The sequence below is a fragment of the Tardiphaga sp. genome (assembly GCF_025356345.1).
GTDB lineage: Bacteria > Pseudomonadota > Alphaproteobacteria > Rhizobiales > Xanthobacteraceae > Tardiphaga.
Map to the genome: position 1 here is coordinate 1 of NZ_JANXTC010000171.1, position 20,655 is coordinate 20,655.

At 64.3% G+C, this 20,655-nt stretch carries 22 protein-coding genes; 6 read left to right on the plus strand and 16 right to left on the minus strand.

The window, feature by feature from the left end:
* Positions 1–72: 72 nt before the first annotated feature.
* Positions 73–1,440 carry a hydrolase gene (locus Q0S16_RS10055; protein WP_295847713.1) on the minus strand — a complete coding sequence of 456 codons (1,368 nt, stop codon included), beginning with the start codon at positions 1,438–1,440 and terminating at the stop codon, positions 73–75.
* A gap of 158 nt (positions 1,441–1,598) precedes the next feature.
* Between Q0S16_RS10055 and Q0S16_RS10060 the strand changes: the two genes are divergently transcribed.
* A complete protein-coding gene (locus Q0S16_RS10060; RefSeq protein ID WP_295847762.1) occupies positions 1,599–3,284 on the plus strand; it encodes an MFS transporter in 1,686 nt (561 codons plus the stop codon).
* Between the two features lie 343 nt (positions 3,285–3,627).
* Here Q0S16_RS10060 and coaA read toward each other — a convergent pair whose 3' ends face one another.
* The 7 genes from coaA to hisB form a co-directional block, all read right to left on the minus strand.
* Positions 3,628–4,581, minus strand: a complete 954-nt coding sequence (gene coaA, locus Q0S16_RS10065) for a type I pantothenate kinase (RefSeq protein WP_295847714.1) — start codon at positions 4,579–4,581, stop codon at positions 3,628–3,630.
* 29 nt (positions 4,582–4,610) lie between these two features.
* Positions 4,611–4,934, minus strand: a complete 324-nt coding sequence (locus Q0S16_RS10070; RefSeq protein ID WP_295847716.1) for a phosphoribosyl-ATP diphosphatase — start codon at positions 4,932–4,934, stop codon at positions 4,611–4,613.
* A gap of 46 nt (positions 4,935–4,980) precedes the next feature.
* Positions 4,981–5,757, minus strand: coding sequence for an imidazole glycerol phosphate synthase subunit HisF (gene hisF, locus Q0S16_RS10075; RefSeq protein WP_295847718.1), 777 nt, complete (start codon positions 5,755–5,757; stop codon positions 4,981–4,983).
* 8 nt (positions 5,758–5,765) lie between these two features.
* On the minus strand, positions 5,766–6,506 hold the full coding sequence (gene hisA, locus Q0S16_RS10080) for a 1-(5-phosphoribosyl)-5-[(5-phosphoribosylamino)methylideneamino]imidazole-4-carboxamide isomerase (protein WP_295847720.1): 741 nt from the start codon (positions 6,504–6,506) through the stop codon (positions 5,766–5,768).
* A gap of 187 nt (positions 6,507–6,693) precedes the next feature.
* The gene (gene hisH, locus Q0S16_RS10085) at positions 6,694–7,344 is read right to left on the minus strand and encodes an imidazole glycerol phosphate synthase subunit HisH (protein WP_295847723.1); all 651 of its coding nucleotides are present in this window, start codon (positions 7,342–7,344) and stop codon (positions 6,694–6,696) included.
* Positions 7,341–7,871, minus strand: coding sequence for a DUF2628 domain-containing protein (locus Q0S16_RS10090; protein WP_295847725.1), 531 nt, complete (start codon positions 7,869–7,871; stop codon positions 7,341–7,343). The genes hisH and Q0S16_RS10090 overlap by 4 nt, the downstream gene beginning before the upstream one ends.
* A gap of 172 nt (positions 7,872–8,043) precedes the next feature.
* Positions 8,044–8,637, minus strand: a complete 594-nt coding sequence (gene hisB, locus Q0S16_RS10095; protein ID WP_295847728.1) for an imidazoleglycerol-phosphate dehydratase HisB — start codon at positions 8,635–8,637, stop codon at positions 8,044–8,046.
* A gap of 279 nt (positions 8,638–8,916) precedes the next feature.
* Between hisB and hslV the strand changes: the two genes are divergently transcribed.
* Both hslV and hslU read left to right on the plus strand, forming a co-directional pair.
* Complete coding sequence (hslV, locus tag Q0S16_RS10100) at positions 8,917–9,489, plus strand: ATP-dependent protease subunit HslV (protein WP_295847730.1); 573 nt, start codon at positions 8,917–8,919, stop codon at positions 9,487–9,489.
* Positions 9,490–9,658: 169 nt separating this feature from the next.
* A complete protein-coding gene (hslU, locus tag Q0S16_RS10105; RefSeq protein WP_295847737.1) occupies positions 9,659–10,960 on the plus strand; it encodes an ATP-dependent protease ATPase subunit HslU in 1,302 nt (433 codons plus the stop codon).
* A 145-nt stretch (positions 10,961–11,105) separates the two neighbouring features.
* Here hslU and Q0S16_RS10110 read toward each other — a convergent pair whose 3' ends face one another.
* From Q0S16_RS10110 to Q0S16_RS10120, 3 genes are read right to left on the minus strand one after another with little or no spacing between them, the layout of a single operon-like run.
* On the minus strand, positions 11,106–11,705 hold the full coding sequence (locus Q0S16_RS10110; RefSeq protein ID WP_295847739.1) for a Smr/MutS family protein: 600 nt from the start codon (positions 11,703–11,705) through the stop codon (positions 11,106–11,108).
* The gene (locus tag Q0S16_RS10115) at positions 11,702–13,336 is read right to left on the minus strand and encodes an MltA domain-containing protein (protein WP_295847740.1); all 1,635 of its coding nucleotides are present in this window, start codon (positions 13,334–13,336) and stop codon (positions 11,702–11,704) included. Before Q0S16_RS10115 ends, Q0S16_RS10110 begins: the two co-directional genes overlap by 4 nt.
* On the minus strand, positions 13,260–13,955 hold the full coding sequence (locus Q0S16_RS10120) for a Tim44/TimA family putative adaptor protein (protein ID WP_295847743.1): 696 nt from the start codon (positions 13,953–13,955) through the stop codon (positions 13,260–13,262). The genes Q0S16_RS10115 and Q0S16_RS10120 overlap by 77 nt, the downstream gene beginning before the upstream one ends.
* A 476-nt stretch (positions 13,956–14,431) precedes the next feature.
* On the opposite strand from Q0S16_RS10120, the gene secB reads away from it, so the two are divergent.
* On the plus strand, positions 14,432–14,914 hold the full coding sequence (gene secB, locus Q0S16_RS10125) for a protein-export chaperone SecB (RefSeq protein WP_295847745.1): 483 nt from the start codon (positions 14,432–14,434) through the stop codon (positions 14,912–14,914).
* A 139-nt stretch (positions 14,915–15,053) separates the two neighbouring features.
* Here secB and dnaQ read toward each other — a convergent pair whose 3' ends face one another.
* From dnaQ to Q0S16_RS10145, 4 genes are all read right to left on the minus strand, one after another.
* On the minus strand, positions 15,054–15,746 hold the full coding sequence (gene dnaQ, locus Q0S16_RS10130) for a DNA polymerase III subunit epsilon (protein WP_295847747.1): 693 nt from the start codon (positions 15,744–15,746) through the stop codon (positions 15,054–15,056).
* A 22-nt stretch (positions 15,747–15,768) separates the two neighbouring features.
* Positions 15,769–16,368 (minus strand): dephospho-CoA kinase, encoded by a 600-nt coding sequence (gene coaE, locus Q0S16_RS10135; protein WP_295847750.1) that lies wholly within the window; start codon positions 16,366–16,368, stop codon positions 15,769–15,771.
* A gap of 175 nt (positions 16,369–16,543) precedes the next feature.
* On the minus strand, positions 16,544–17,152 hold the full coding sequence (locus Q0S16_RS10140; RefSeq protein ID WP_295847753.1) for a Maf family protein: 609 nt from the start codon (positions 17,150–17,152) through the stop codon (positions 16,544–16,546).
* Positions 17,149–17,988, minus strand: coding sequence for a pyruvate, water dikinase regulatory protein (locus tag Q0S16_RS10145; protein WP_295847765.1), 840 nt, complete (start codon positions 17,986–17,988; stop codon positions 17,149–17,151). Before Q0S16_RS10145 ends, Q0S16_RS10140 begins: the two co-directional genes overlap by 4 nt.
* Before the next feature lie 473 nt (positions 17,989–18,461).
* On the opposite strand from Q0S16_RS10145, the gene hemJ reads away from it, so the two are divergent.
* Both hemJ and rho read left to right on the plus strand, forming a co-directional pair.
* Entirely contained in the window at positions 18,462–18,884 is a 423-nt protein-coding gene (gene hemJ / locus Q0S16_RS10150) for a protoporphyrinogen oxidase HemJ (protein WP_295847755.1), read from the plus strand.
* Between the two features lie 269 nt (positions 18,885–19,153).
* Positions 19,154–20,419 (plus strand): transcription termination factor Rho, encoded by a 1,266-nt coding sequence (gene rho, locus Q0S16_RS10155; RefSeq protein ID WP_295847757.1) that lies wholly within the window; start codon positions 19,154–19,156, stop codon positions 20,417–20,419.
* A gap of 19 nt (positions 20,420–20,438) precedes the next feature.
* On the opposite strand, the gene Q0S16_RS10160 is transcribed toward rho, so the two are convergent.
* The coding region (locus tag Q0S16_RS10160; protein ID WP_295847759.1) for a hypothetical protein at positions 20,439–20,655 on the minus strand (217 nt) is incomplete at its 5' end.

Here is a 20,655-nt window from a genome sequence, read left to right on the forward strand (position 1 = left end):
GGCCTCGTGGCTGATGGAAGAGGCATCATAGCAGGCGCAAAACCGGGCGCTATGAAGGCGCAGCCGTTCCGGTCAATCGGTGACCTCGGCCACCGTGATGCGATTTTCGGAGGCCGGCCAGCCGCGCGCCACGATCCGTTCCTGGTTGAACAGCGCCACCACGGGCCGTCCGATTTCAGGGGACGGCAGCCGAAGCGTGGTCACCGAATCGGTCGGCACGCCGGCTTTCACATCGGTCGGTTCCCGGCCGTCGAACAGCACGATGTCGCGCGGCAGCCCGAAATAGCCGCGCGGCCGCGACATCAGCAGCACCGCGCCGGCGCCGGCGTCGGCGGCTCCCAGCGGGCGCGCCGCGCGCAGATGCACGACATCGGAGGAACGCGGAAACGGCGACCGGTAAAAATGCGTGATTGGCGCGCCGGGCGAATTCAGAACGATTTCCAGCGGCCAGGTCGGTTCGACCTGCGCCGGCCCCCAGCGGCCATCGGCCGCGGTTTTTGCCGTATGGATCGCCGCACCGATCCGCTCGCCGCTGTCTGGCGTCACGCGAAACACTTCCACGGTGGCGCCTTCGACCGGCCGGTTGGTCGGCACGCCGCCGGGCGTGGCGGTGACGAGCCCGTTCAGCACGACCGTGGCTTCGGGCCGCGGCGTTGTCCGCTCGGGCTCGCGCCCGGCGATGAATTTGTAGATCTCGCGGAACGCGCGCGGATGAAATCCGGTCTCGCGGTGGTCCAGCGTGCCGAGTACCAGGTTGCTGGCGCCGCGCAGCGCCGGGCCATCCGACGTAATGCCGGTCGGCGTGCCCGGCTTGCCGGCGAAGCGGCCATCCGGCTGGGCGTATTTGTCATGGCCGTCGCTGCGCAAGGTCAGGAAAGCGGTGCCATCGACAACTTCGCTTTCGCCGTCATTCAGCCCGCGCAAGAAGGGCCCGCGGCCGTTGAATTCGCCGCCAAGTCCGTCGTCCCAGGCATAGACGCCGTGGTTCGGTACGCCGCACAGCACCGCGTGGCTGACATCGGCGCCGCCGCCGTTCTTGATGTAGTTGCGCACCGAATAGCCGCCGCGCGAATTGGCGACCAGTGCGACCCGCGGCGCGCCGGTGCGGCGTTTCAGTTCGGCGATCGCGGCGCCGAGTTCGCGGCGCTGTTGTTCGGTGGAGGAGCGGTTCGGTTGCTCGACGGCGTCGTCGCCGCGAGCCAGCGGATCGGTGAAATTGATCGCCATCAGGCGGTCACGGGGAATGCCGTTGGATTCCATCCGCCAGATCTGCGTCATCCAGAGCGCCGCATGATCGCCATTGCCATGCACAAACAGGATCGGCGGAATCTCGGATGCGGTCGATGCTGAAACGGGTTGCGCCGCGGCACGGGTGACGAGGCTGGCCACCAGGGGCAACGCTGCCGCGCCCATCAACACCGTCCGTCGTGACACGCCCATAAGAACTCCTGAAACCAGTTTTTGTGATGATACCCGCGCCGCGCAGGCCCCGCCAGCTATACCGCTACTGGACAGCCGGGGAGATTCACAGGCATCACAGCAACATGACCGGCGAATGACGATAGGCCGGCGGGCTTCGCCAGAAACGGCAGGGGATGATGACGCCAGCGCCGAAACGATCATGGATCGCCGCCGACAGCATTGCGGCGCCGCTGGGCTTTCCGGTGTTCCGCCGGATCTGGCTGGCCAGCCTGCTGTCCAATCTCGGTCTGATGATCCAGAGCGTTGGCGCGGCCTGGGCGATGACGCAGCTGACGGCCTCCGCCGACAAGGTCGCGCTGGTGCAGACCGCCCTGATGCTGCCGATCATGCTGATCGCGATGCCGGCCGGCGCGGTCGCCGACATGTATGATCGCCGGCTGGTCTCGCTGGCGTCGCTGGTGGTTTCGCTGATCGGCGCCACCGCGCTGACGGTGATGGACTGGACGGGCTCGGCGACCCCGAACCTGTTGCTGGCGTTCTGTTTCATCATCGGCAGCGGCATGGCGCTGTTCGGTCCGGCCTGGCAATCCTCGGTCGGCGAGCAGGTGCCGCCGGAGGTGCTGCCTTCGGCGGTGGCGCTGAACGGCATCAGCTACAATATCGCGCGCAGTTTCGGCCCGGCGATCGGCGGCATCGTGGTGGCGACCGCCGGCGCCGTGGCCGCCTTCGCGGCCAATGCCGTGCTGTATATCCCGCTGCTGGTGGTGCTGCTGTTGTGGCGCCGCAAGACCGAGGCCTCGCGGCTGCCCCGGGAGCGGCTGAGCCGCGCGATCGTCTCCGGCGTGCGTTACATCGCCAATTCGCCATCGATCCGCATCGTGCTGGCGCGCACCCTGATCACCGGCATCTGCGGCGGCTCGGTCTCGGCGCTGATGCCGCTGGTGGCGCGCGACCTGCTGCATGGCGGCGCGCAGACCTACGGCATCATGCTCGGCGCCTTCGGCATGGGCGCGGTGATCGGCGCGCTCAATATCGGCCACGTCCGCAAATATCTCAGCGGCGAGGCGTCGATCCGCGCCTGCGCGCTGATCATGGGGGTCGCCATCGCGGTGGTCGCGGTCAGCCGCGAGCCGGTGCTGACGGCGGCGGCGCTGGTGGTCGCGGGATCGGTGTGGATGCTGGCGGTGGCGCTGTTCAATATCGGCGTGCAACTGTCGGCGCCGCGCTGGGTCGCCGGCCGTTCGCTGGCCGCGTTCCAGGCGTCGATTTCCGGCGGCATCGCGATCGGCAGCTGGGGCTGGGGCCACCTCACCGATATCGTCGGCGTCGAGCTTGCGCTGCTGGCGTCGGGCGCCGCGATGTTCGCCTCGCCGCTGATGGGGTTGTGGCTGACGATGCCGCCGATTGGTACGCGCGATGACGCCGCCGACACGCTGGCGGATCCCGAAGTGCGGCTGGCGCTCACCGGGCGCAGTGGTCCGCTGGTGGTGGAAATCGAATACCGCGTCGAGCAGGACAGCGCGCGCGCTTTCCACGGCCTGATGCAGGATGTGCAGCTCAGCCGCCAACGTAACGGCGCCTATGGCTGGTCGATTGCGCGCGACATCGCCGATCCCGAATTGTGGACCGAACGCTATCACTGCCCGACCTGGCTGGACTTCCTGCGTCAGCGCAACCGCTCGACGCAGTCCGAGCGGGCGCTGTATCAGCGGGCGGTGGCGTTTCATCTCGGCCCGGATCCGATCCGGGTGCGGCGGATGCTGGAGCGGCCATTCGGCTCGGTGCGCTGGAAAGACGATTCGCCGGACCTCGGCGCCCACGAGGTGCTGCCCGTCTCGACGCCTGCCGGCAGCAGCGGCTAGAACGGGATGATTTCAAGTTGATCCGCGTCTTAGCCGCCGTCATTGCGAGGAGCCCCTTGGCGACGAAGCAATCCAGTTCTTGCCGAGCTTGTGGCTTCTGGATTGCCGCGTCGCTTCGCTCCTAGGAAGAAAGGGCACTTGTCCCGGACGCGGCGCAATGCGCCTCCGCAGGAGGCGTCATGCGCCGCAGAGACGGGACCGCCAGAAACGCGGTCGCCTGATGCGGTCCCGGCTCTGCGGAGCGGCATAAGAATGCCGCACCGCGTCCGGGACACGAACCCTATCTTTCATATCTCAGGATCGGCCAAAGGCCGGTGCCGAACTCGCAATGACGATGGAAAGGTCAGAGCCTTCGCAGCGCGACGTTCTCCACCACATGATCGGCGCCCTTTTTCAGGATCAGCGTCGCGCGTGGCCGGGTCGGCAAAATATTGTCCTCGAGATTGGCGAGGTTGGTGCGCTCCCAGATCGCCAGCGCGGTGGCGGTGGCTTCCTCGTCCGACAGCGGCGCGTAGCGGTGGAAGTAGGAGCGCGGGTCGTGGAACGCGGTGTCGCGCAGCGCCAGGAAACGATGCACGTACCATTCGCGCAGCACCGGTTCGTCGGCATCGATGAACACCGAAAAATCGAAGAAGTCGGATACCACCGGGACCGCCCGGCCGTCGCGCGGCAGGCGGCCGGTCTGCAGTACGTTGACACCCTCGACGATCAGGATGTCGGGCTGGTCGATCTCCTGCCACTTGTTCGGGATCACATCATAGGTCAGATGCGAATAGAGCGGCGCGCGCACCGGGCTGCGACCGGCCTTGATGTCGCTGAGGAAGGCCAGCAGCGTCGGCAGGTCGTAGCTTTCCGGAAAGCCCTTCTTCTGCATGATGCCTTCGCGCTCGAGCACCGCGTTGGGATAGAGGAAGCCGTCGGTGGTAATGAGATCGACCTTCGGGCGCGGCGACCAGCGCGCCAGCAGCGCCTGCAGCACCCGCGCGGTGGTCGACTTGCCGACCGCCACCGAGCCGGCGACGCCGATGATATAGGGCATCTTGCGATCTTCGATGCCGAGGAAGTGGCGCTGCGCGTAGTACAGCCGCTGCGTCGCGGTGACGTAGATCGACAGCAGCCGCGATAGCGGCAGATAGATTTCCTCGACTTCCTTGAGATCAAGGCGGTCATACATCGAGCGCAGCGCGGCGATCTCGCCGGCCTCGAGCGTCATCGGCGTATCGTCGCGCAAGGCCGCCCACTGCTCGCGGGAGAAATTACGGTACGGATTGTATTGCTGCTCTGCCCGCATATCCATGAAGCAGTCCCCCGTTATGACCGAAGTCTTCAGTCGTGCTGGCGCGCGGCTTTTTCTTGCAGCCCGGACATCGTGGTCCGCGCACCAAGCGCGGTCTCGACTTCCTCGAGCGTGACATCGCGCGACTTCAGCAGCACCAGGAGGTGAAACAGCACGTCGGCGCTTTCATTGATGAAGTGATCGCGATCGTTCTCGATCGCGGCGATCACCGTCTCGACCGCTTCCTCGCCAAACTTCTTGGCGCAGTGCGCGGTACCCTTGTCGAGCAGCTTTCGGGTATAAGACGACTCGCCGCCCGACGCCGCGCGGACGTCGATGGTGGCGGCAAGGTCGTGGATCGTAAAACGGGCCATGTCGGCTTTCTCAACTGGACTGGCGGGAGTCCTGCCAGAGTTTCGACTACGGGTCGAGCCGCATCGGCAGACCGGCGCGGACCATGTGATCCTTGGCCTCACGAATGGTAAATTCGCCGAAGTGGAAAATCGACGCCGCCAGCACCGCGGTGGCGTGGCCGTTCTTGATACCGTCGACCAGGTGGTCGAGATTGCCGACACCGCCGGACGCGATCACCGGCACGTTGATGCTGTCGGCGACCGCCTGGGTCAGCGGGATATCGAAGCCCTGCCGGGTGCCGTCGCGATCCATCGAGGTCAGCAGGATTTCGCCGGCGCCGAGCGAGACCACTTCCTGGGCGAATTCGATGGCATCGATGCCGGTCGAGTTGCGCCCGCCATGGGTAAAGATCTCCCAGCGCGAACCGCCGCCGGCGCGGGCGACCCGCTTGGCGTCGATCGCCACCACGATGCACTGGCCGCCGAATTTTTCCGCGGCCTCCTTCACGAATTCGCGGTTGGCGACCGCGGCGGAATTGATCGAGACCTTGTCGGCGCCGGCGCGCAGCAACGCGCGGATATCATCGACGGTGCGAACCCCGCCGCCGACGGTCAGCGGCATGAAGCAGGCCTCCGCCGTGCGTCGGACGACGTCCATCATCGTGCCGCGGTTTTCATGCGTGGCGTTGATATCGAGGAAGCACAGCTCGTCGGCGCCGGCGGCGTCATAGGCCACCGCGGCCTCGACCGGATCACCGGCGTCGCGCAAATCGACGAAGTTGATGCCCTTGACGACCCGGCCGTCCTTGACGTCGAGGCAGGGGATGACGCGCATCGTGAACATGTGGATTCCTATGCTGCCGCGCGGGCGGATCGGATCAGCGCCAGGGCCGCGGCCGGGTCGACCCGGCCGTCATACAGGGCGCGGCCGGAGATCGCGCCGGCCAGCCGGCTGGCGCGGGGCTGAAGCATCGCCGTAACATCGTCGATCGAGGCAAAGCCGCCGGAGGCGATCACCGGGATCGAGATGGCGTCGGCCAGTTCGATGGTGGCATCGAGATTGAGGCCCTTGAGCAGGCCGTCGCGCGCGATGTCGGTGAAGATGATGGCGGCGACGCCGGCATCCTCGAAGCGCCGCGCGATCTCCAGCGCGGTGACGGTCGAGGTTTCGGCCCAGCCTTCGACCGCGACCTTGCCGTCGCGGGCGTCGAGACCAACGGCGACCCGACCGGGAAATTTCTTCGCGGCCTGTTTGACCAGCGCAGGATCTCGCACCGCCGCGGTGCCGATGATGACGCGGGTGATGCCCTTGCTGAGCCAGGCTTCAACCGTGGCGAGATCGCGAATGCCGCCGCCGAGCTGTACCGGCATTTTCACCGTGGCCAGCATCGACTCCACCGCCTGCGCATTGACCGGCTTGCCGGCGAAGGCGCCGTCGAGATCGACGACATGGAGATATTCGAAGCCCTGGGCCTCGAAGTCGCGCGCCTGCGCGGCGGGATCGAGGTTGAACACGGTGGCGCGCGCCATGTCGCCCTGTTCGAGGCGAACGCACTGGCCGTTTTTGAGGTCGATGGCGGGGAAGAGGATCATGATAAAACTGTCCAGAAACCAGGAGCGCTATAGCTCCCCTCCCCCCACTTGGCGGGGAGGGGTCGGGGGTGGGGGGCTGCTCGGCAAAGCAGGCGCGCCCCACCCCGACGCCTGCGGCGTCGACCCTCCCCACCGCTCGCAAGGGCTCGCGGGGAGAGGGTTGTGACCGCCGATGTTGATATCAAACTCACGGCTTCCACTTCAGAAAGTTGGAGATCAAAGCCAAACCAAACCGCTGGCTCTTTTCAGGGTGAAACTGGGTACCGATCATGGTGTCGCGACCGACGATCGCGGTGAGCGGGCCGCCATACTCGGCACGGGCCAGCACGTCGGATTCGTTCACCGCGTTGAGCTGATAGGAGTGCACGAAATAGGCATGACGGCCCTTCGGGCCGAGCGGCAGCCGTTCCAGCACCGGATGCTCGCGCACCATCTCCAGCGTGTTCCAGCCCATATGCGGGATCTTGAAGTTCTCTTCGCGCGGCGTGATCTTTTCGACGTCGCCCTGGATCCAGTTGAGACCCTCGGTGGTGACGTGTTCCTTGCCGCGGGTGGCCATCAACTGCATGCCGACGCAGATGCCGAAGAACGGCCGCGCCTTGTCGCGCACCGCCTCGGTCATCGCCTCGACCATGCCGTCGAGGGAATCCAGCCCCTTGCGGCAATCGGCGAAGGCACCGACGCCCGGCAGCACGATGCGGTCGGCGCGGAACACCACTTCCGGGTCGCGGGTGACGACGACCTTCTCCGGCACTTCCATACTGCGCGCGGCGCGCTCGAAGGCCTTCGCCGCCGAGTGCAGATTGCCGGAGCCGTAATCGATAATGGCAACGCTCACCTGGAGGCTCCCGGTTGCGGGAACAGCCCGATGATTTCCTCGCGCGCGCCGGATGGCGGTCGCGAAAACGGCTGGCCCGGAGAATGGCGGGTCGGCGGCGGTGCGCCGCGATCGGTCGCCGAAAGGTCGTTGACGGCGCTGCGCTGCGCGGTCCAGCGCTCGAAGAAGCGCCGCTCGGCGCTTTCCTCATCGGCGGCGGCGACGACATCGATCTGGTGCCATTTGCGGCGCGACAGCGTCCAGCGCCGCAAGGTGGCGGCTTCAAACCCCATCAGCAGCGCAAACAGCCCCATCACGGCGATGCGGATGCCGGCGCCAGCGCCCAGCAATGACAGCGTCACTTCGCCGATGATCGACAGCACCACATAGCCAAGCAGCGCCAGCCACAGCCGGTGCCAGATCAGCCAGATCAAACCCGCGACAAACGCCCAGAAATGGAAGCCATCACGCACGAACACGAAGCGGTCCGTAGCAGGAACCGACTCGCGACCGACAGCGAGAGGCGCATGAACTGTGTAGACCGGCATATCCGCTCCGTAACTCATCTTGCCGTCATTGTAAGGAGCGCCGCTCCATCCCCGTCATTGCGAGGAGCGTTTGCGACGAAGCAATCCAGTCCCTTATGCGCTTGGTGCATTCTGGATTGCCGCGTCGCTTCGCTCCTCGCAATGACGGCTAATTCGGCGACGCCTCGTTGTTTCAGCCGCCGAGCTGGCCCTTGCTGGAGGGCACTTCGCCGGCATTGCGCGGATCGATCGCGACCGCCGTGCGCAGCGCCCGCGCCAGGCCCTTGAAGCAGGATTCGGCGATGTGATGGCTGTTCTCGCCATATAGGGTCTCGACGTGCAAAGTCACGCCCGCATTGCTGGCGAAGGCATTGAACCATTCACGCACCAGTTCGGTGTCGAACTCGCCGATCTTGTGGGTCGGGAACGCCGACTTGAATACCAGCACCGCGCGGCCGGAAATATCGATCACCACCCGGGTCAGGGTCTCGTCCATCGGCATGTGGACCGAGGCATAGCGGGTGATGCCGGCCATGTCGCCCAGCGCCTGCTTGACCGCCTGGCCGAGCGCGATACCGACATCCTCGGTGGTGTGGTGGTAGTCGACATGCAGGTCGCCGACCGCCTTGACGGTGATGTCGATGCGGGAATGCCGGGCGAGCAGATCGAGCATATGGTCGAAGAAGCCGATGCCGGTCGTGGAATTCGACTGGCCGGTGCCGTCGAGATTCACGGAGACCTCGATATCGGTTTCCTTGGTCTTGCGCTTGATCGTCGCCTTGCGCATGAAATGCACTCTCCGGATGCTGAAAACGCATTCTTTTAACAGGGTGATGACGGTGGCGCCACCGCGGCGGGCCGGTTTCAGGACCTATGGTGAGCGAATATCGGTGCCCCACGGGGGATGCAGGGTGGGCAAAGCGAAGCGTGCCCACGAAGCAGCCCCGCGGATGCGTGGGCACGGCGCGAGGGCGCCTTTGCCCACCCTACAGCGGATATCTGGCGCTTTCGCCGCATTTGCAACGGCTGGCACCAGTGCCTAGATCAGGCGCTCAAGAGGGTTTCCATGAACGCATCCTATTCGGCTTCCCATGACGGATCGTCCCCGGTCTGGCACGGCACCACGATTCTGACCGTCCGCAAGGGCGGCCGCGTCGTCATCGGCGGCGACGGCCAGGTCTCGATCGGCCAGACCGTGATCAAGTCCAACGCCAAGAAAGTGCGGAAACTCGGCAAGGGCGACGTGATCGGTGGCTTCGCCGGCGCCACCGCTGACGCTTTCACGCTGTTCGAGCGGCTGGAAGCCAAGCTGGAGCAATATCCCGGACAATTGACCCGCGCCGCGGTCGAACTGGCCAAGGACTGGCGTACCGACCGCTATCTGCGCCGGCTGGAAGCGATGATGATCGTCGCCGACAAGGACGTCACCTTGGTGCTGACCGGCACCGGCGACGTGCTGGAGCCGGAGGCCGGGGTGATGGCGATCGGCTCCGGCGGCAATTACGCGCTGGCCGCGGCCCGCGCGCTGGTGGATTCCGACAAGGATGCCGAGACCATCGTGCGCCGCGCGCTCGATATCGCGGCGGATATTTGCGTCTACACCAATCGCAATGTGACGATCGAAGCGCTGGAAAGCTAACGCTCTTCCTTCCCTCTCCCCTTGTGGGAGAGGGTGGATCGAACCGCGAAGCGGTTCGGGACAAGTGAGGGGCGACTACAAACTCCTTGCCTAACACTACCCCTCATCCGACGCGGCTGCGCCGCGCCACCTTCTCCCACAAGGGGAGAAGGAAGAAGAAGCGAAGCTCATGACCGACTTTTCTCCCCGTGAAATCGTCAGCGAACTCGACCGCTACATCGTCGGCCAGCACGACGCCAAGCGCGCGGTCTCGATCGCGCTGCGCAACCGCTGGCGGCGGCTGCAGCTCACCGGCCACCTGCGCGAAGAAGTGTTGCCGAAGAACATCCTGATGATCGGACCGACCGGCGTCGGCAAGACCGAGATCGCACGACGGCTGGCCAAACTCGCCGGCGCGCCGTTCATCAAGGTCGAGGCCACCAAGTTCACCGAGGTCGGCTATGTCGGCCGCGATGTCGAACAGATCATCCGCGACCTCGTCGAGGTCGGCATCGTCCAGTTGCGCGAACGCAAGCGCAAGGACGTGCAGGCCCGCGCCCAGCAACTAGCCGAGGAGCGCGTGGTCGATGCGCTGGTCGGCGCCAATGCCAGCCCGGCGACCAAGGAATCGTTCCGCAAGAAACTGCGCGCCGGCGAGTTGAACGACAAGGAAATCGAGATCGAGACCCAGGGCTCCGGCGGCTCGCCGATGTTCGAGATTCCCGGCATGCCCGGCGCGCAGATGGGCGCCATCAATATCGGCGACATCTTTGGCAAGATGGGGCAGCGCACCAAGACGCGCCGACTCACCGTCGAGGCCTCGCATGAGCTGCTGATCAACGAGGAGGCCGACAAGCTGCTGGACTCCGACCAGCTCACGCAGGAAGCGATCAGCGTGGTCGAGAACAATGGCATCGTGTTCCTCGACGAGATCGACAAGATCTGTGTCCGCGACGGCCGCAGCGGCGGCGAGGTATCACGCGAGGGCGTGCAGCGCGATCTGCTGCCGCTGATCGAGGGCACCACCGTCTCCACCAAGCACGGCGCGGTGAAGACTGACCACATCCTGTTCATCGCATCGGGCGCGTTTCACATCGCCAAGCCATCGGACCTGCTGCCCGAATTGCAGGGCCGGCTGCCGATCCGCGTCGAACTCAGCGCGCTGTCGCGCGACGACATGCGGCGGATACTCACCGAGCCCGAGGCATCGCTGATCAAGCAATATGTCGCGCTGCTGGCCACCGAAGGCGTGACGCTGGAATTCTCCGACGACGCGATCGACGCGCTGGCCGATGTCGCGGTGGCGGTGAACTCCTCGGTGGAGAATATTGGCGCGCGGCGGTTGCAGACGGTGATGGAGCGCGTGCTCGATGAGGTCTCGTTCGCCGCCCCCGACAAGAGTGGCGAGACGATCCGGATCGACGCCGACTATGTGGAGAAGCATGTCGGCGACCTCGCCAGGAACGCGGATCTGAGCCGGTATATTTTGTAGGACGCTTTTTCGTGTCCCGGACGCGCTGCGGCGTGAAACGCTACCGCGCAGATCCGGAATCCCGGTAACTGCGGAAGAAACCGGGGCCCCGGATCTGCGACGCAATACTTCGTATTGCATCGCGTCCGGGGAACGGACATCGCCGCTACCGCGCCCGTCTGATCCGCACATACAGCGCGCCGCCGCCGCCATGGCCGATACTTGCTTCCTCATATCCGACCACCAGCGAGCGGAATTCCGGCAGGCCGAGCCATTCCGGCACCAGGCGACGCAGCACGCCGCGTTCGGATTCCGGGCCGACGGTGCGGCCCTTGCCGGTGATCACCAGCACGAAAGTGCAGCCGTCCTGATGCGCGTGGTGCAAAAATGCTTCCAGCGCGCGGTGGGCGCGGATCTGCGTCATGCCATGCAGATCGAGCCGGGCGTCGATTTCCTTCTTGCCGCGCGACAATTGTGAGCGTTCGCGTCGGCCGAGCGGCGCCAAAGGCGGCGGGGCAGGGCGCGGCACCACCGCACTAATTTTGGCGGGACGTGCCACAGGTTCGGGCTTCGCGGGTTTAGCAAGGACGGCCGGTGCTTCGGGCGGCAGCAGAACCGGCGCCTTGGCCACACGGATCTTCTTGCGCAGCGGCCGGGTCTGTTTCGCCACGCTGTCCCACAGCTCGCGCTCCTCCTCGCTCAGCCCGCGCTTGCGGCGCGGCACGACGGCGTCAAGCAGTTGCGGTGGACGACGCGATCCCTTCATTGCCAGAAAAAGCGAAACGAGGGTTGCGGAGGCGCGCGGCGATGAACGCGGCGGCGCTCGCGGCGATGCGGTTTCGCCTCGGGCCTGGCGCTGGCCTTGATCGCCGGCCGCGCTTCCGGCAATGGCACGGCCTGGGCGGCGACGGCCGCGGCCACCGGTGCCGTAACGGCTACGGCCGGCGGGGTCGCGGGGGTAACGACGGTGGCGGTCGGCTCCGCGGGTTTGGCGACGTCCTTCCGGTCTTTGAGCTGTTCCTTCGCGGGCGAGGCTTGCGGAAACAATCTGGCGATCCGCTCCGACGGCCGTGCATTCGGCAACGGCAGGGCGCGGCCCTTCTCGACCGGATCGAGGCTCTTCGGCACCAGCATGACGAAGCGCGCGGCTTGCTTGATGCGGCCCGACACCCGGCCGGCATCGGCGCCGGCGCCGAAATAGATGTCGGCGCGGGCAGGGCCGACGATCGCCGAGCCGGTGTCCTGCGCCACCATCAGGCGGCGGAACGGCGTCTTCGAGATCTCGGTCTCGATCGGCAGCTCGCCTTCGATGAAGAACGGCGTGCCATAGACATGCAGCGCCTTGTCGACGGCGATCGAGCGGCCCGGCGTCAACGGCACGCCCTGCGCGCCGACCGCTTCATCGGTGGCGGAAAGCTGCACTTCGCGGAAGAACACATAAGAGCGATTGGTGCGCCGCAGCTCGTTGGCGCCGTCGGGATTCTCTTCCATCCACTGCCGGATCCGCTGCATCGACATCTGCTCGCGCGGGATGATGTTGCGCTCGATCAGCGCGCGGCCGACCGGCGTGTAGCGAAAGCCGTTATGCGAATCATAATTGATCCGCACCATGCCGCCATCCTCGAGGTGGATCCGGGCGGAACCCTGGATCTGGGTGAACAGCAGATCGGTCTGGTTCTTCAGCCACGCGATCTCGAGGCCGCGGCCGGCGACGGCGCCATCCTCGATCTCGCCGCGATCATAATAGGGCACCAGTTTGCGGCGGCCGATCTTGCGGAACACGTCGCCGCCATTCGGCAGGCTGGGCGAAGCCTGCGACTGGCCGCGGACGAACAGATTGGACGGACGGCGATAGACCGGCACGGTGTAGACATCGGTTCTGGTGCGCGAGCCGTCGATGATCGGCTCGTAATAGCCGGTGACAAAACCTTCCGGCTCGCCGATCCGCGAGATTCGCAGCGGCAGGAATTGCGCCTCGAAGAATTGTCGCGCCCCGGCGCCGTCAGGCAATTGCTGCTCGCGGGCGACGCGACAGGGATCGCGCAGCGAGGTGCCCAGCGCCTTGGCGTCGGTCGGCGGCTTGCGCTGCGCGGCAATCGGCTTGCAACTGACGCGAAAGGCGTTGAAGGCCTGCAGATGGTCGTCCTCGGCCCAGCCGGAAATATCGGTCCAGGCGACCGGCTCATATTGCCCGCCAGCGACTTCGAACGGAAAATTACCGCTGTGATGCGGCGTACGCGCCCAGAGCGGCGCCGGCAGCGCCACCGCGGCAGCGACAGCGATCACGCAGGCCGCCGCCCATCGGCCGAGACCGGCTGCGTTACTGAACGCTGCCGGTGCCAACCAGCTTCCAGTTCGGATCGCGCGAGGTGATGTCGCGGGCGAATGTCCAGACATCGGTAATATCGCTGACCTTTTCGGCATTTCCATCGACAATGGTGCCCGCCTTGTCGCGGGTCACCGAAATCATCTGCGAAACGAAGCGAACCGTGAGCTGCGCCGCGCGATCACGCACCTCGGCGCCGGTCAGTTCGGCCTTGTCGATCGAGACGAAGCGGGTTTCGGTCTTCTGCTCGCTCTTCTCGCGATCCTTGATTACCGCGTCGAAGCTGTCGAACACTTCCGAGGACAACAGATCCTTCAGCGCGCGGCGATCGCCATTGGCGAAGGCCAGCACGATCATTTCGTAGGCGCCCTTGGCGCCGGTCAGGAAGTGGCGCGGATCGAACGAGGAATCCTGGGCGACGATGGCATCGAGCCCGATGGCGAGCGGCGAGCCCGGTTCGGTCAGACCCTTCCAGCGCTCGGCGGGGGCGACGTCGGCGGTCGGTGCCAGCGGGGCCTGATCGACGGCTCCGCCCGGCATCGGCACGACATTGCCGTCGGCCGGCATGGCATCGCGCGCCGCCCGTTCAAAGGGCGGGCGCTCATCGCCGGTGCGCTGGCCGAGGACATTGCGCAGCCGCAGGAAGATGAAGACCGCCAGCGCCAGGAAGATAATGGTATAAATATCCACGTCGCATCGCTTTCTGATCGGCGCCGGGCAGCGCCCGGCGGAAGTAATGTCCCGCCCGAAAGCGGTCCAGATATGGCAGGGTCACCTCAACCAATGACCTGCCTCATGTAGGCACGAAATCTGACCGGGCCAATGGCAGGAGAGGGCGGCGGCTGCGGCAAAGCGGCCACGTCGCACGGCACTCACCACCATCGATCCGGATAAATTCTACCGTGTTTTAACGCGAAGGGGAAACTCAGGCCACGCCGGCAAAATCCGCGTGCTTCGTCGTTTACCGCGCTTTGCCGGCAATTACGACCGGCTTCTATGCCGCGGCCCCGGCGCGGGCGGTACTTTTGAGAGTTTGCAGGCAGGGCCATCCTTGTCGAACCGCGCGGGGCTATGATAGCCACTCGCCGCAACCCTGCGGATTTTCGCCGGTGGCGCGACACCCGCGCCGAGCCGATCGTCTCGCTTCAGCCTCCAGGAGAACTTCGATGACCAACGGCAACGGTACCCCTCCCGAGGCGGCACCCGCTCCCCAGCTCAACGTGCTGGCGCAGTACACCAAGGACCTGTCGTTCGAGAACCCGAACGCCCCGGCCTCGCTGGCGCCGCAGGCGCAGCAGCCCAACATCAACATCCAGATCAACGTCACCGCCAATAATGTTTCGGACAGCGAATTCGAGGTTGTGCTGGCCATCGAGGGCAAGGCCGACGCGGCCGGCTCGGTGATGTTCTCGTTCGAGCTCGCTTACGCCGGCGTGTTCCGCATCGTCAATGTGCCACCGGAAAACCTGCACCCGTTGATCATGATCGAATGCCCGCGGCTGCTGTTCCCGTTCGCCCGCGAGATCATCGCCACCTCGGTGCGCGACGGCGGCTTCCCGCCTTTGATGCTCGACCCGGTGGATTTCGTTGGTCTGTACCGGTCGAACATGGAAAAGCAGGCGCAGGCTGAAGCCGGCAAGGCGAACTGAATTAAACTTGTCGTTCCGGGATGCGGCAGACGGCGAAGCCGGATGCTGCAGACCCGGAACCTCGATGTGTTCAGGGCTCAACATTTCGAGATTCCGGGTTCGCTCGCGGCTACCGCCGCTCGCGCCCCGGAATGACCCCTCAGTTCAAAAACTCATTCCAGATCGGCTTGTCGCCCAAAGTGGCGACGAAGGCGCGGTGATCGACGCGATCCGCCTCGGTCACCCGGGGCAATAGCGGCACCGGGCGCTGGCGACGCGGCGCGTCGTTGATGCCGCCGGTCTGCTGCGCCGGGGCTTCCTCCGCCAGGATCAGTTGCGACTGCCGGGCGCCAATCAGGTCGATATAGACCTCGGCCAGCAATTCCGAATCCAGCAAGGCGCCATGTTTGGTGCGACGCGAATTGTCGATCGAATAGCGCGAGCACAGATCGTCGAGCCGGTTCGACACGCCGGGATGTTTGCGCCGCGCCAGCATCAACGTATCGACCAGCCGCTCGCGCGGGATCGGCGGCCGCTTGAGGCGGTCGAGCTCGGCATTGATGAAGCCGATGTCGAACGAGGCGTTGTGAATCACCAGCGGCGAATCACCGATGAATTCGAGGAAGGCATCGACCACCTCGTGGAACAGCGGCTTGGTCGACAGGAATTCGGCCGACAGGCCGTGGACGTTGAAGGCTTCCAGCGGCATGTCGCGCTGCGGATTGATATGGCAGTGATAGACCTGCCCGGTCGGCATGCGGTTGAAAATCTCGACGCAGCCGATCTCGACCAGACGATCGCCGCGCAGCGGATCGAGGCCGGTGGTTTCGGTATCGAGAACGATTTCGCGCATATTGGTGAGCCGGGGGTCAGAATCAGGGTCGCCGTCGCGGCATCCTAGCAGCCTCTGCCAGGATTTCACCGATCCGCGTGCGCACCGGATCCAGCCCATGCGAAGTATCCACCACGAAATCGGCCCGCTTGCGCTTTTCCGCATCCGGCAACTGCCGCGCCAGAATGGCGTCGAGCTTTTCCGGCGTCATGTTGTCCCGTGCCAGGATGCGCTGGCGCTGCTGCTCCGGATCGGTCGTCACCACGACGACGGCGTCGACGCGCTTCTCGCCACCGGTCTCATAAAGCAGCGGCACGTCGACCACCGCCACCGGCGCGCCCGAGCGTTCAGCCTCGTCGAGAAATGTCTTGTGATATTTGCCGAGCAGCGGATGCACGATCTGCTCCAAGCGTTTCATCGCGGCGGGATCGTGCAGCACTTGCGCCGAGAGTTTTTCGCGGTCGACCTTGCCCTCGGCCGTCGTACCGGGAAAGGCCGCCTCGATCAGCGGCGCGGCCTCGCCGGCATAGATCAGATGCACGGTCGCGTCGGCGTCGTAGACCGGCACGCCAGCCTCCGCGAACAGTTTCGCGGTGGTCGATTTGCCCATCCCGATCGAGCCGGTGAGTCCGAGTACAAGCATGCCGTTTCGTCCATTCAAATCTCGGAGCGCTCGTTCCCCGGACGCGATGCGATACGGAGTATCGCTTCGCAGAGCCGGGGTCCCGGTTATGGGGAAGAACGCGGTTGCAAGAAACCGGGGCCCCGGATCCGCGCAGCAGCGTTGCACGCTGCAGCGCGTCCGGGGAACGGTCCGCTCAGATCGTGACCATGGCCTCGCCGCGCAGGAATTTCAGCAGCGGCAACAGCGGCAGGCCGAGAATGGTGAAATGATCGCCCTCGATCAGTTCGAACAGATGCACGCCAAGGCCTTCGAGCTGATAGGCGCCGACACTGCTCGTCACCGCTTCGCCGGCCGCGTCGAGATAGGCGTCGATCGCGGCATCGTCCAGCTTGCGCATCGTCATATGCGCGACCGAGACATGGGAAAACAAGGTGGCGCCGTCGCAGGCGACAGCGATCGCCGAATGCAGCACATGGGTCTGACCGGCGAGCGCCCTGAGCTGGTCAGCGGCCTCGGTGCGGCCGGCGGGTTTGCTGAACAGCCTGGTGCCCAAAGCCAGCGTCTGATCGGCGCCAACGACATAGCGACCGGGATGGCGCAGCGAGACGTAAGCGGCCTTCTGCTCCGCCAGCAAGGCCGCGATGTCGCCGGCCGCTGACAGTCCGGAATTTTTCTGCAGCGCGCGCTCGTCGATATCCGCCGGGATCGCCTCGAACGGAATGCCGGCATTCGTCAGCAGCATTTTGCGCGCCGCGCTCTGTGACGCCAGGATCAGCGGCGTCTCGCCGCGCCAGATCGTCATTCGGCAAGCCGTTGACGCTGCCGGTCAGCCAGCAGCTTCATGATCGCAGCGGCGGTTTCCTCAATCGAGCGGCGCGTCACCTCGAGCAGTGCCCAGCCATATTTGGCGCTGAGTTTTCGCGCGAACGCGACTTCTTCGGTGACCGACTGGCGATCGATGTAATCTTCATTGCCGGAATCGGCACCGAGGCTGAGCAGGCGATTCTGCCGGATCTGGATCAGCCGCTCCGGGGTCGCATGCAGCGATACCACCAGCGGCTTCTTCAAACCTTCGAGCTGTGGCGGAATCGGGATACCCGGCACCAGCGGCACGTTGGCGGTGCGTACGCCGCGGTTGGCGAGGTAGATCGAGGTCGGCGTCTTCGAGGTACGCGACACCCCGACCAGCACCACGTCGGCCTCCTCGAGGCCTTCGACGTGCTGGCCGTCATCATGCATCATCGAATAGTTCAGCGCATCGATGCGCTTGAAATATTCCGCGTTGAGCGTGTGCTGCGCGCCGACGCGCCCGGTGGTGGAGGCGCCGAGATAGGCCTGGAACAATTGCATCACCGGCCCGATGATCGACAGGCTTGGGCTGTTGATGGCCTGGCATTTTGCTTCGAGCCGCCCGACCAGATCTTTCTCCAACAGGGTAAACAGCACGATGCCCGGCGCTTCCTCGATCTCGGTCAACACACGGTCGAGCTGTTTCTGGCTGCGTACCAGGGGGTAGACATGTTCGACCGGCGTGACGTTGGCATATTGCGCGGCGACGGCACGGGCCACCGTGATCAGCGTCTCACCGGTCGAATCAGAAACGAGATGGAGATGAAAATAACTGCCGGTGGTGGGCACCATGGCCATGTATGTCCTGTGGATCGCTGTGGAGCATTGCCGGCAAATCCACCACCGCCGCCGCGGGTCCGGGATAACTCGGATTCTTCTTCACAGGCCTCATGAATGGAAAAATTTCGGCGGGTGTCAGAATGATAGTGGGGTTATCCGGCTTTGTCTTGGGATAAACCGCGCGCGGGCAGGGCCAAGTGGCTGCAGCGTCTAGGATTCTGAAGATCAAGCGGGAGCCGCATGAATTGCGCGGCGATGTGCATAAGCCCGGGACAAAACGGGATGGCGTTGCGCGGGCCTAATCCACTGCTACTTAGACTCAAACCTAAGAATCTATAAGGATTGTTTTAGGAAAGGATCGCTTGCGGATAAGCCCTCGATCGGGTCTTTATCCGTCGTCGCTGCAACGCTGATTGCCGACGAGATGTTCCCCCACAGTTGATGCCACTCAGGTTACCAACTGGTTAAGAGATTTCGAAAAAATGTACGAATGGGCCAAGGCACTGCATGTGATCGCCGTCATCTCGTGGATGGCCGGCATGCTGTATCTGCCGCGTCTGTTTGTTTACCACTGTGAGGCCGAGATCGGCTCGAAGCAGTCCGAGACGTTCAAGACCATGGAACGCCGGCTGCTCAAGGCGATCATCAATCCGGCGATGGCGGTCACCTGGATCGTTGGACTGTACCTCGCCTGGGCTGGTCACTGGTTCTCGGCCGGCTGGTTTCACGGCAAGCTGCTGCTGGTGATCCTGATGTCCGGCGTGCATGGCGTGCTCAGCGCCCGGGTACGCGATTTCGGTAATGACAAGAATACGAAGTCCCAGAAATATTACCGGATTATCAATGAGGTACCGACGGTCCTGATGATTCTCATCGTGATTCTGGTGATCGTCAAACCGTTCTGATTTCGGGCGGTATGGCAGTCCGTGCGAATTGCTTGCGCGAAGCCCGTTGATTTTATATATTGATGTTTCCCACCCCACGCAGGCGATGTGGTTTCGTCCCGGTTTTGCACTTCAATCGGCCGCCACATCAGGCTTGAAGCCTCTTCAGCACCTTTCCTTGCTTTAGAATTCTTCCTGAAGACCTGCGGACTTTCCTGATCTTCCGGCGTCCGCACTTTTTCCGGCCAGCTCGCACCGACCCCTCCCCGACTATCCACAGGACCACCCCAATGCGGGAAATGAAACTTCAGGACCTCAAGGCCAAGACGCCAGCCGAGCTTGTCTCGTTCGCGGAAGAGCTTGGGGTCGAGAATGCCAGCACCATGCGCAAGCAGGAGCTGATGTTTGCAAGCCTCAAGCAGCTTGCGATCAAGGAAACCGACATCATCGGCGAGGGCGTCGTCGAGGTGCTGTCCGACGGCTTCGGCTTTCTGCGCTCGCCGGATGCGAATTATCTGCCAGGCCCGGACGATATCTATGTCTCGCCGTCGCAGATCCGCCGCTTCGGCCTGCGTACCGGCGACACTATTGAAGGCCACATCCGCAGCCCGAAGGAAGGCGAACGTTATTTCGCGCTGCTGAAGGTTAACACGCTCAATTTCGAGGATCCGGAAAAGTCCAAGCACAAGGTCAATTTCGACAATCTGACCCCGCTGTTTCCGGACCAGCGCTTCCGCCTCGAGCTGGAAGACCCGACCCGCAAGGACCTGTCCGCGCGCGTCATCGACATCGTGGCGCCGATCGGCAAGGGCCAGCGCGCGCTGATCGTGGCACCGCCGCGCACCGGCAAGACCGTGCTGATGCAGAACATCGCGCATTCGATCACCGCCAATCACCCGGAATGCTATCTCCTCGTTCTCCTGATCGATGAAAGGCCGGAGGAAGTCACCGACATGCAGCGTTCGGTGAAGGGCGAAGTCGTCTCCTCGACCTTCGACGAACCCGCGGTTCGCCACGTCCAGGTCGCCGAGATGGTGATCGAGAAAGCAAAACGTCTGGTCGAGCACGGCCGTGACGTCGTCATCCTGCTGGATTCGATTACCCGGCTTGGCCGCGCCTACAACACCGTGGTGCCATCCTCCGGCAAGGTGTTGACCGGCGGCGTCGATGCCAACGCGTTGCAGCGTCCGAAGCGCTTCTTCGGTGCGGCCCGCAATATCGAAGAGGGCGGCTCGCTGACCATCATCGCCACCGCGCTGGTCGACACCGGTTCGCGCATGGACGAAGTGATCTTCGAAGAGTTCAAGGGCACCGGCAATTCGGAGCTGATCCTCGACCGCAAGGTGTCCGACAAGCGCACCTTCCCGGCGATCGATATCTCGCGCTCCGGCACCCGCAAGGAAGAGCTCATCACCGATCCGCAGCTGCTCAAGAAGATGTACGTGCTGCGCCGCATCCTGAATCCGATGGGCACCATGGACGCGATCGACTTCCTGCTCGACAAGCTGCGCAACACCAAGAACAACTCGGAATTCTTCGAGTCGATGAACACCTGATCCTTTCGGGGGTCGGAAGTTAGAAGGCGTCGCTGGAAACAGCGGCGCCTTTTTTCTTTCTTCCTTCTCCCCTTGTGGGAGAAGGTGGCTTCGCGAAGCGAAGACGGATGAGGGGTAGCCGCGAGGTTCCGAGCGCGCGACACCCCTCACCCGTCTCGACCGCTTCTCGGTCGATCCACCCTCTCCCACAGGGGGAGAGGGAAGGAAAAAAGAGCAGCACGACAAACAATGCATCC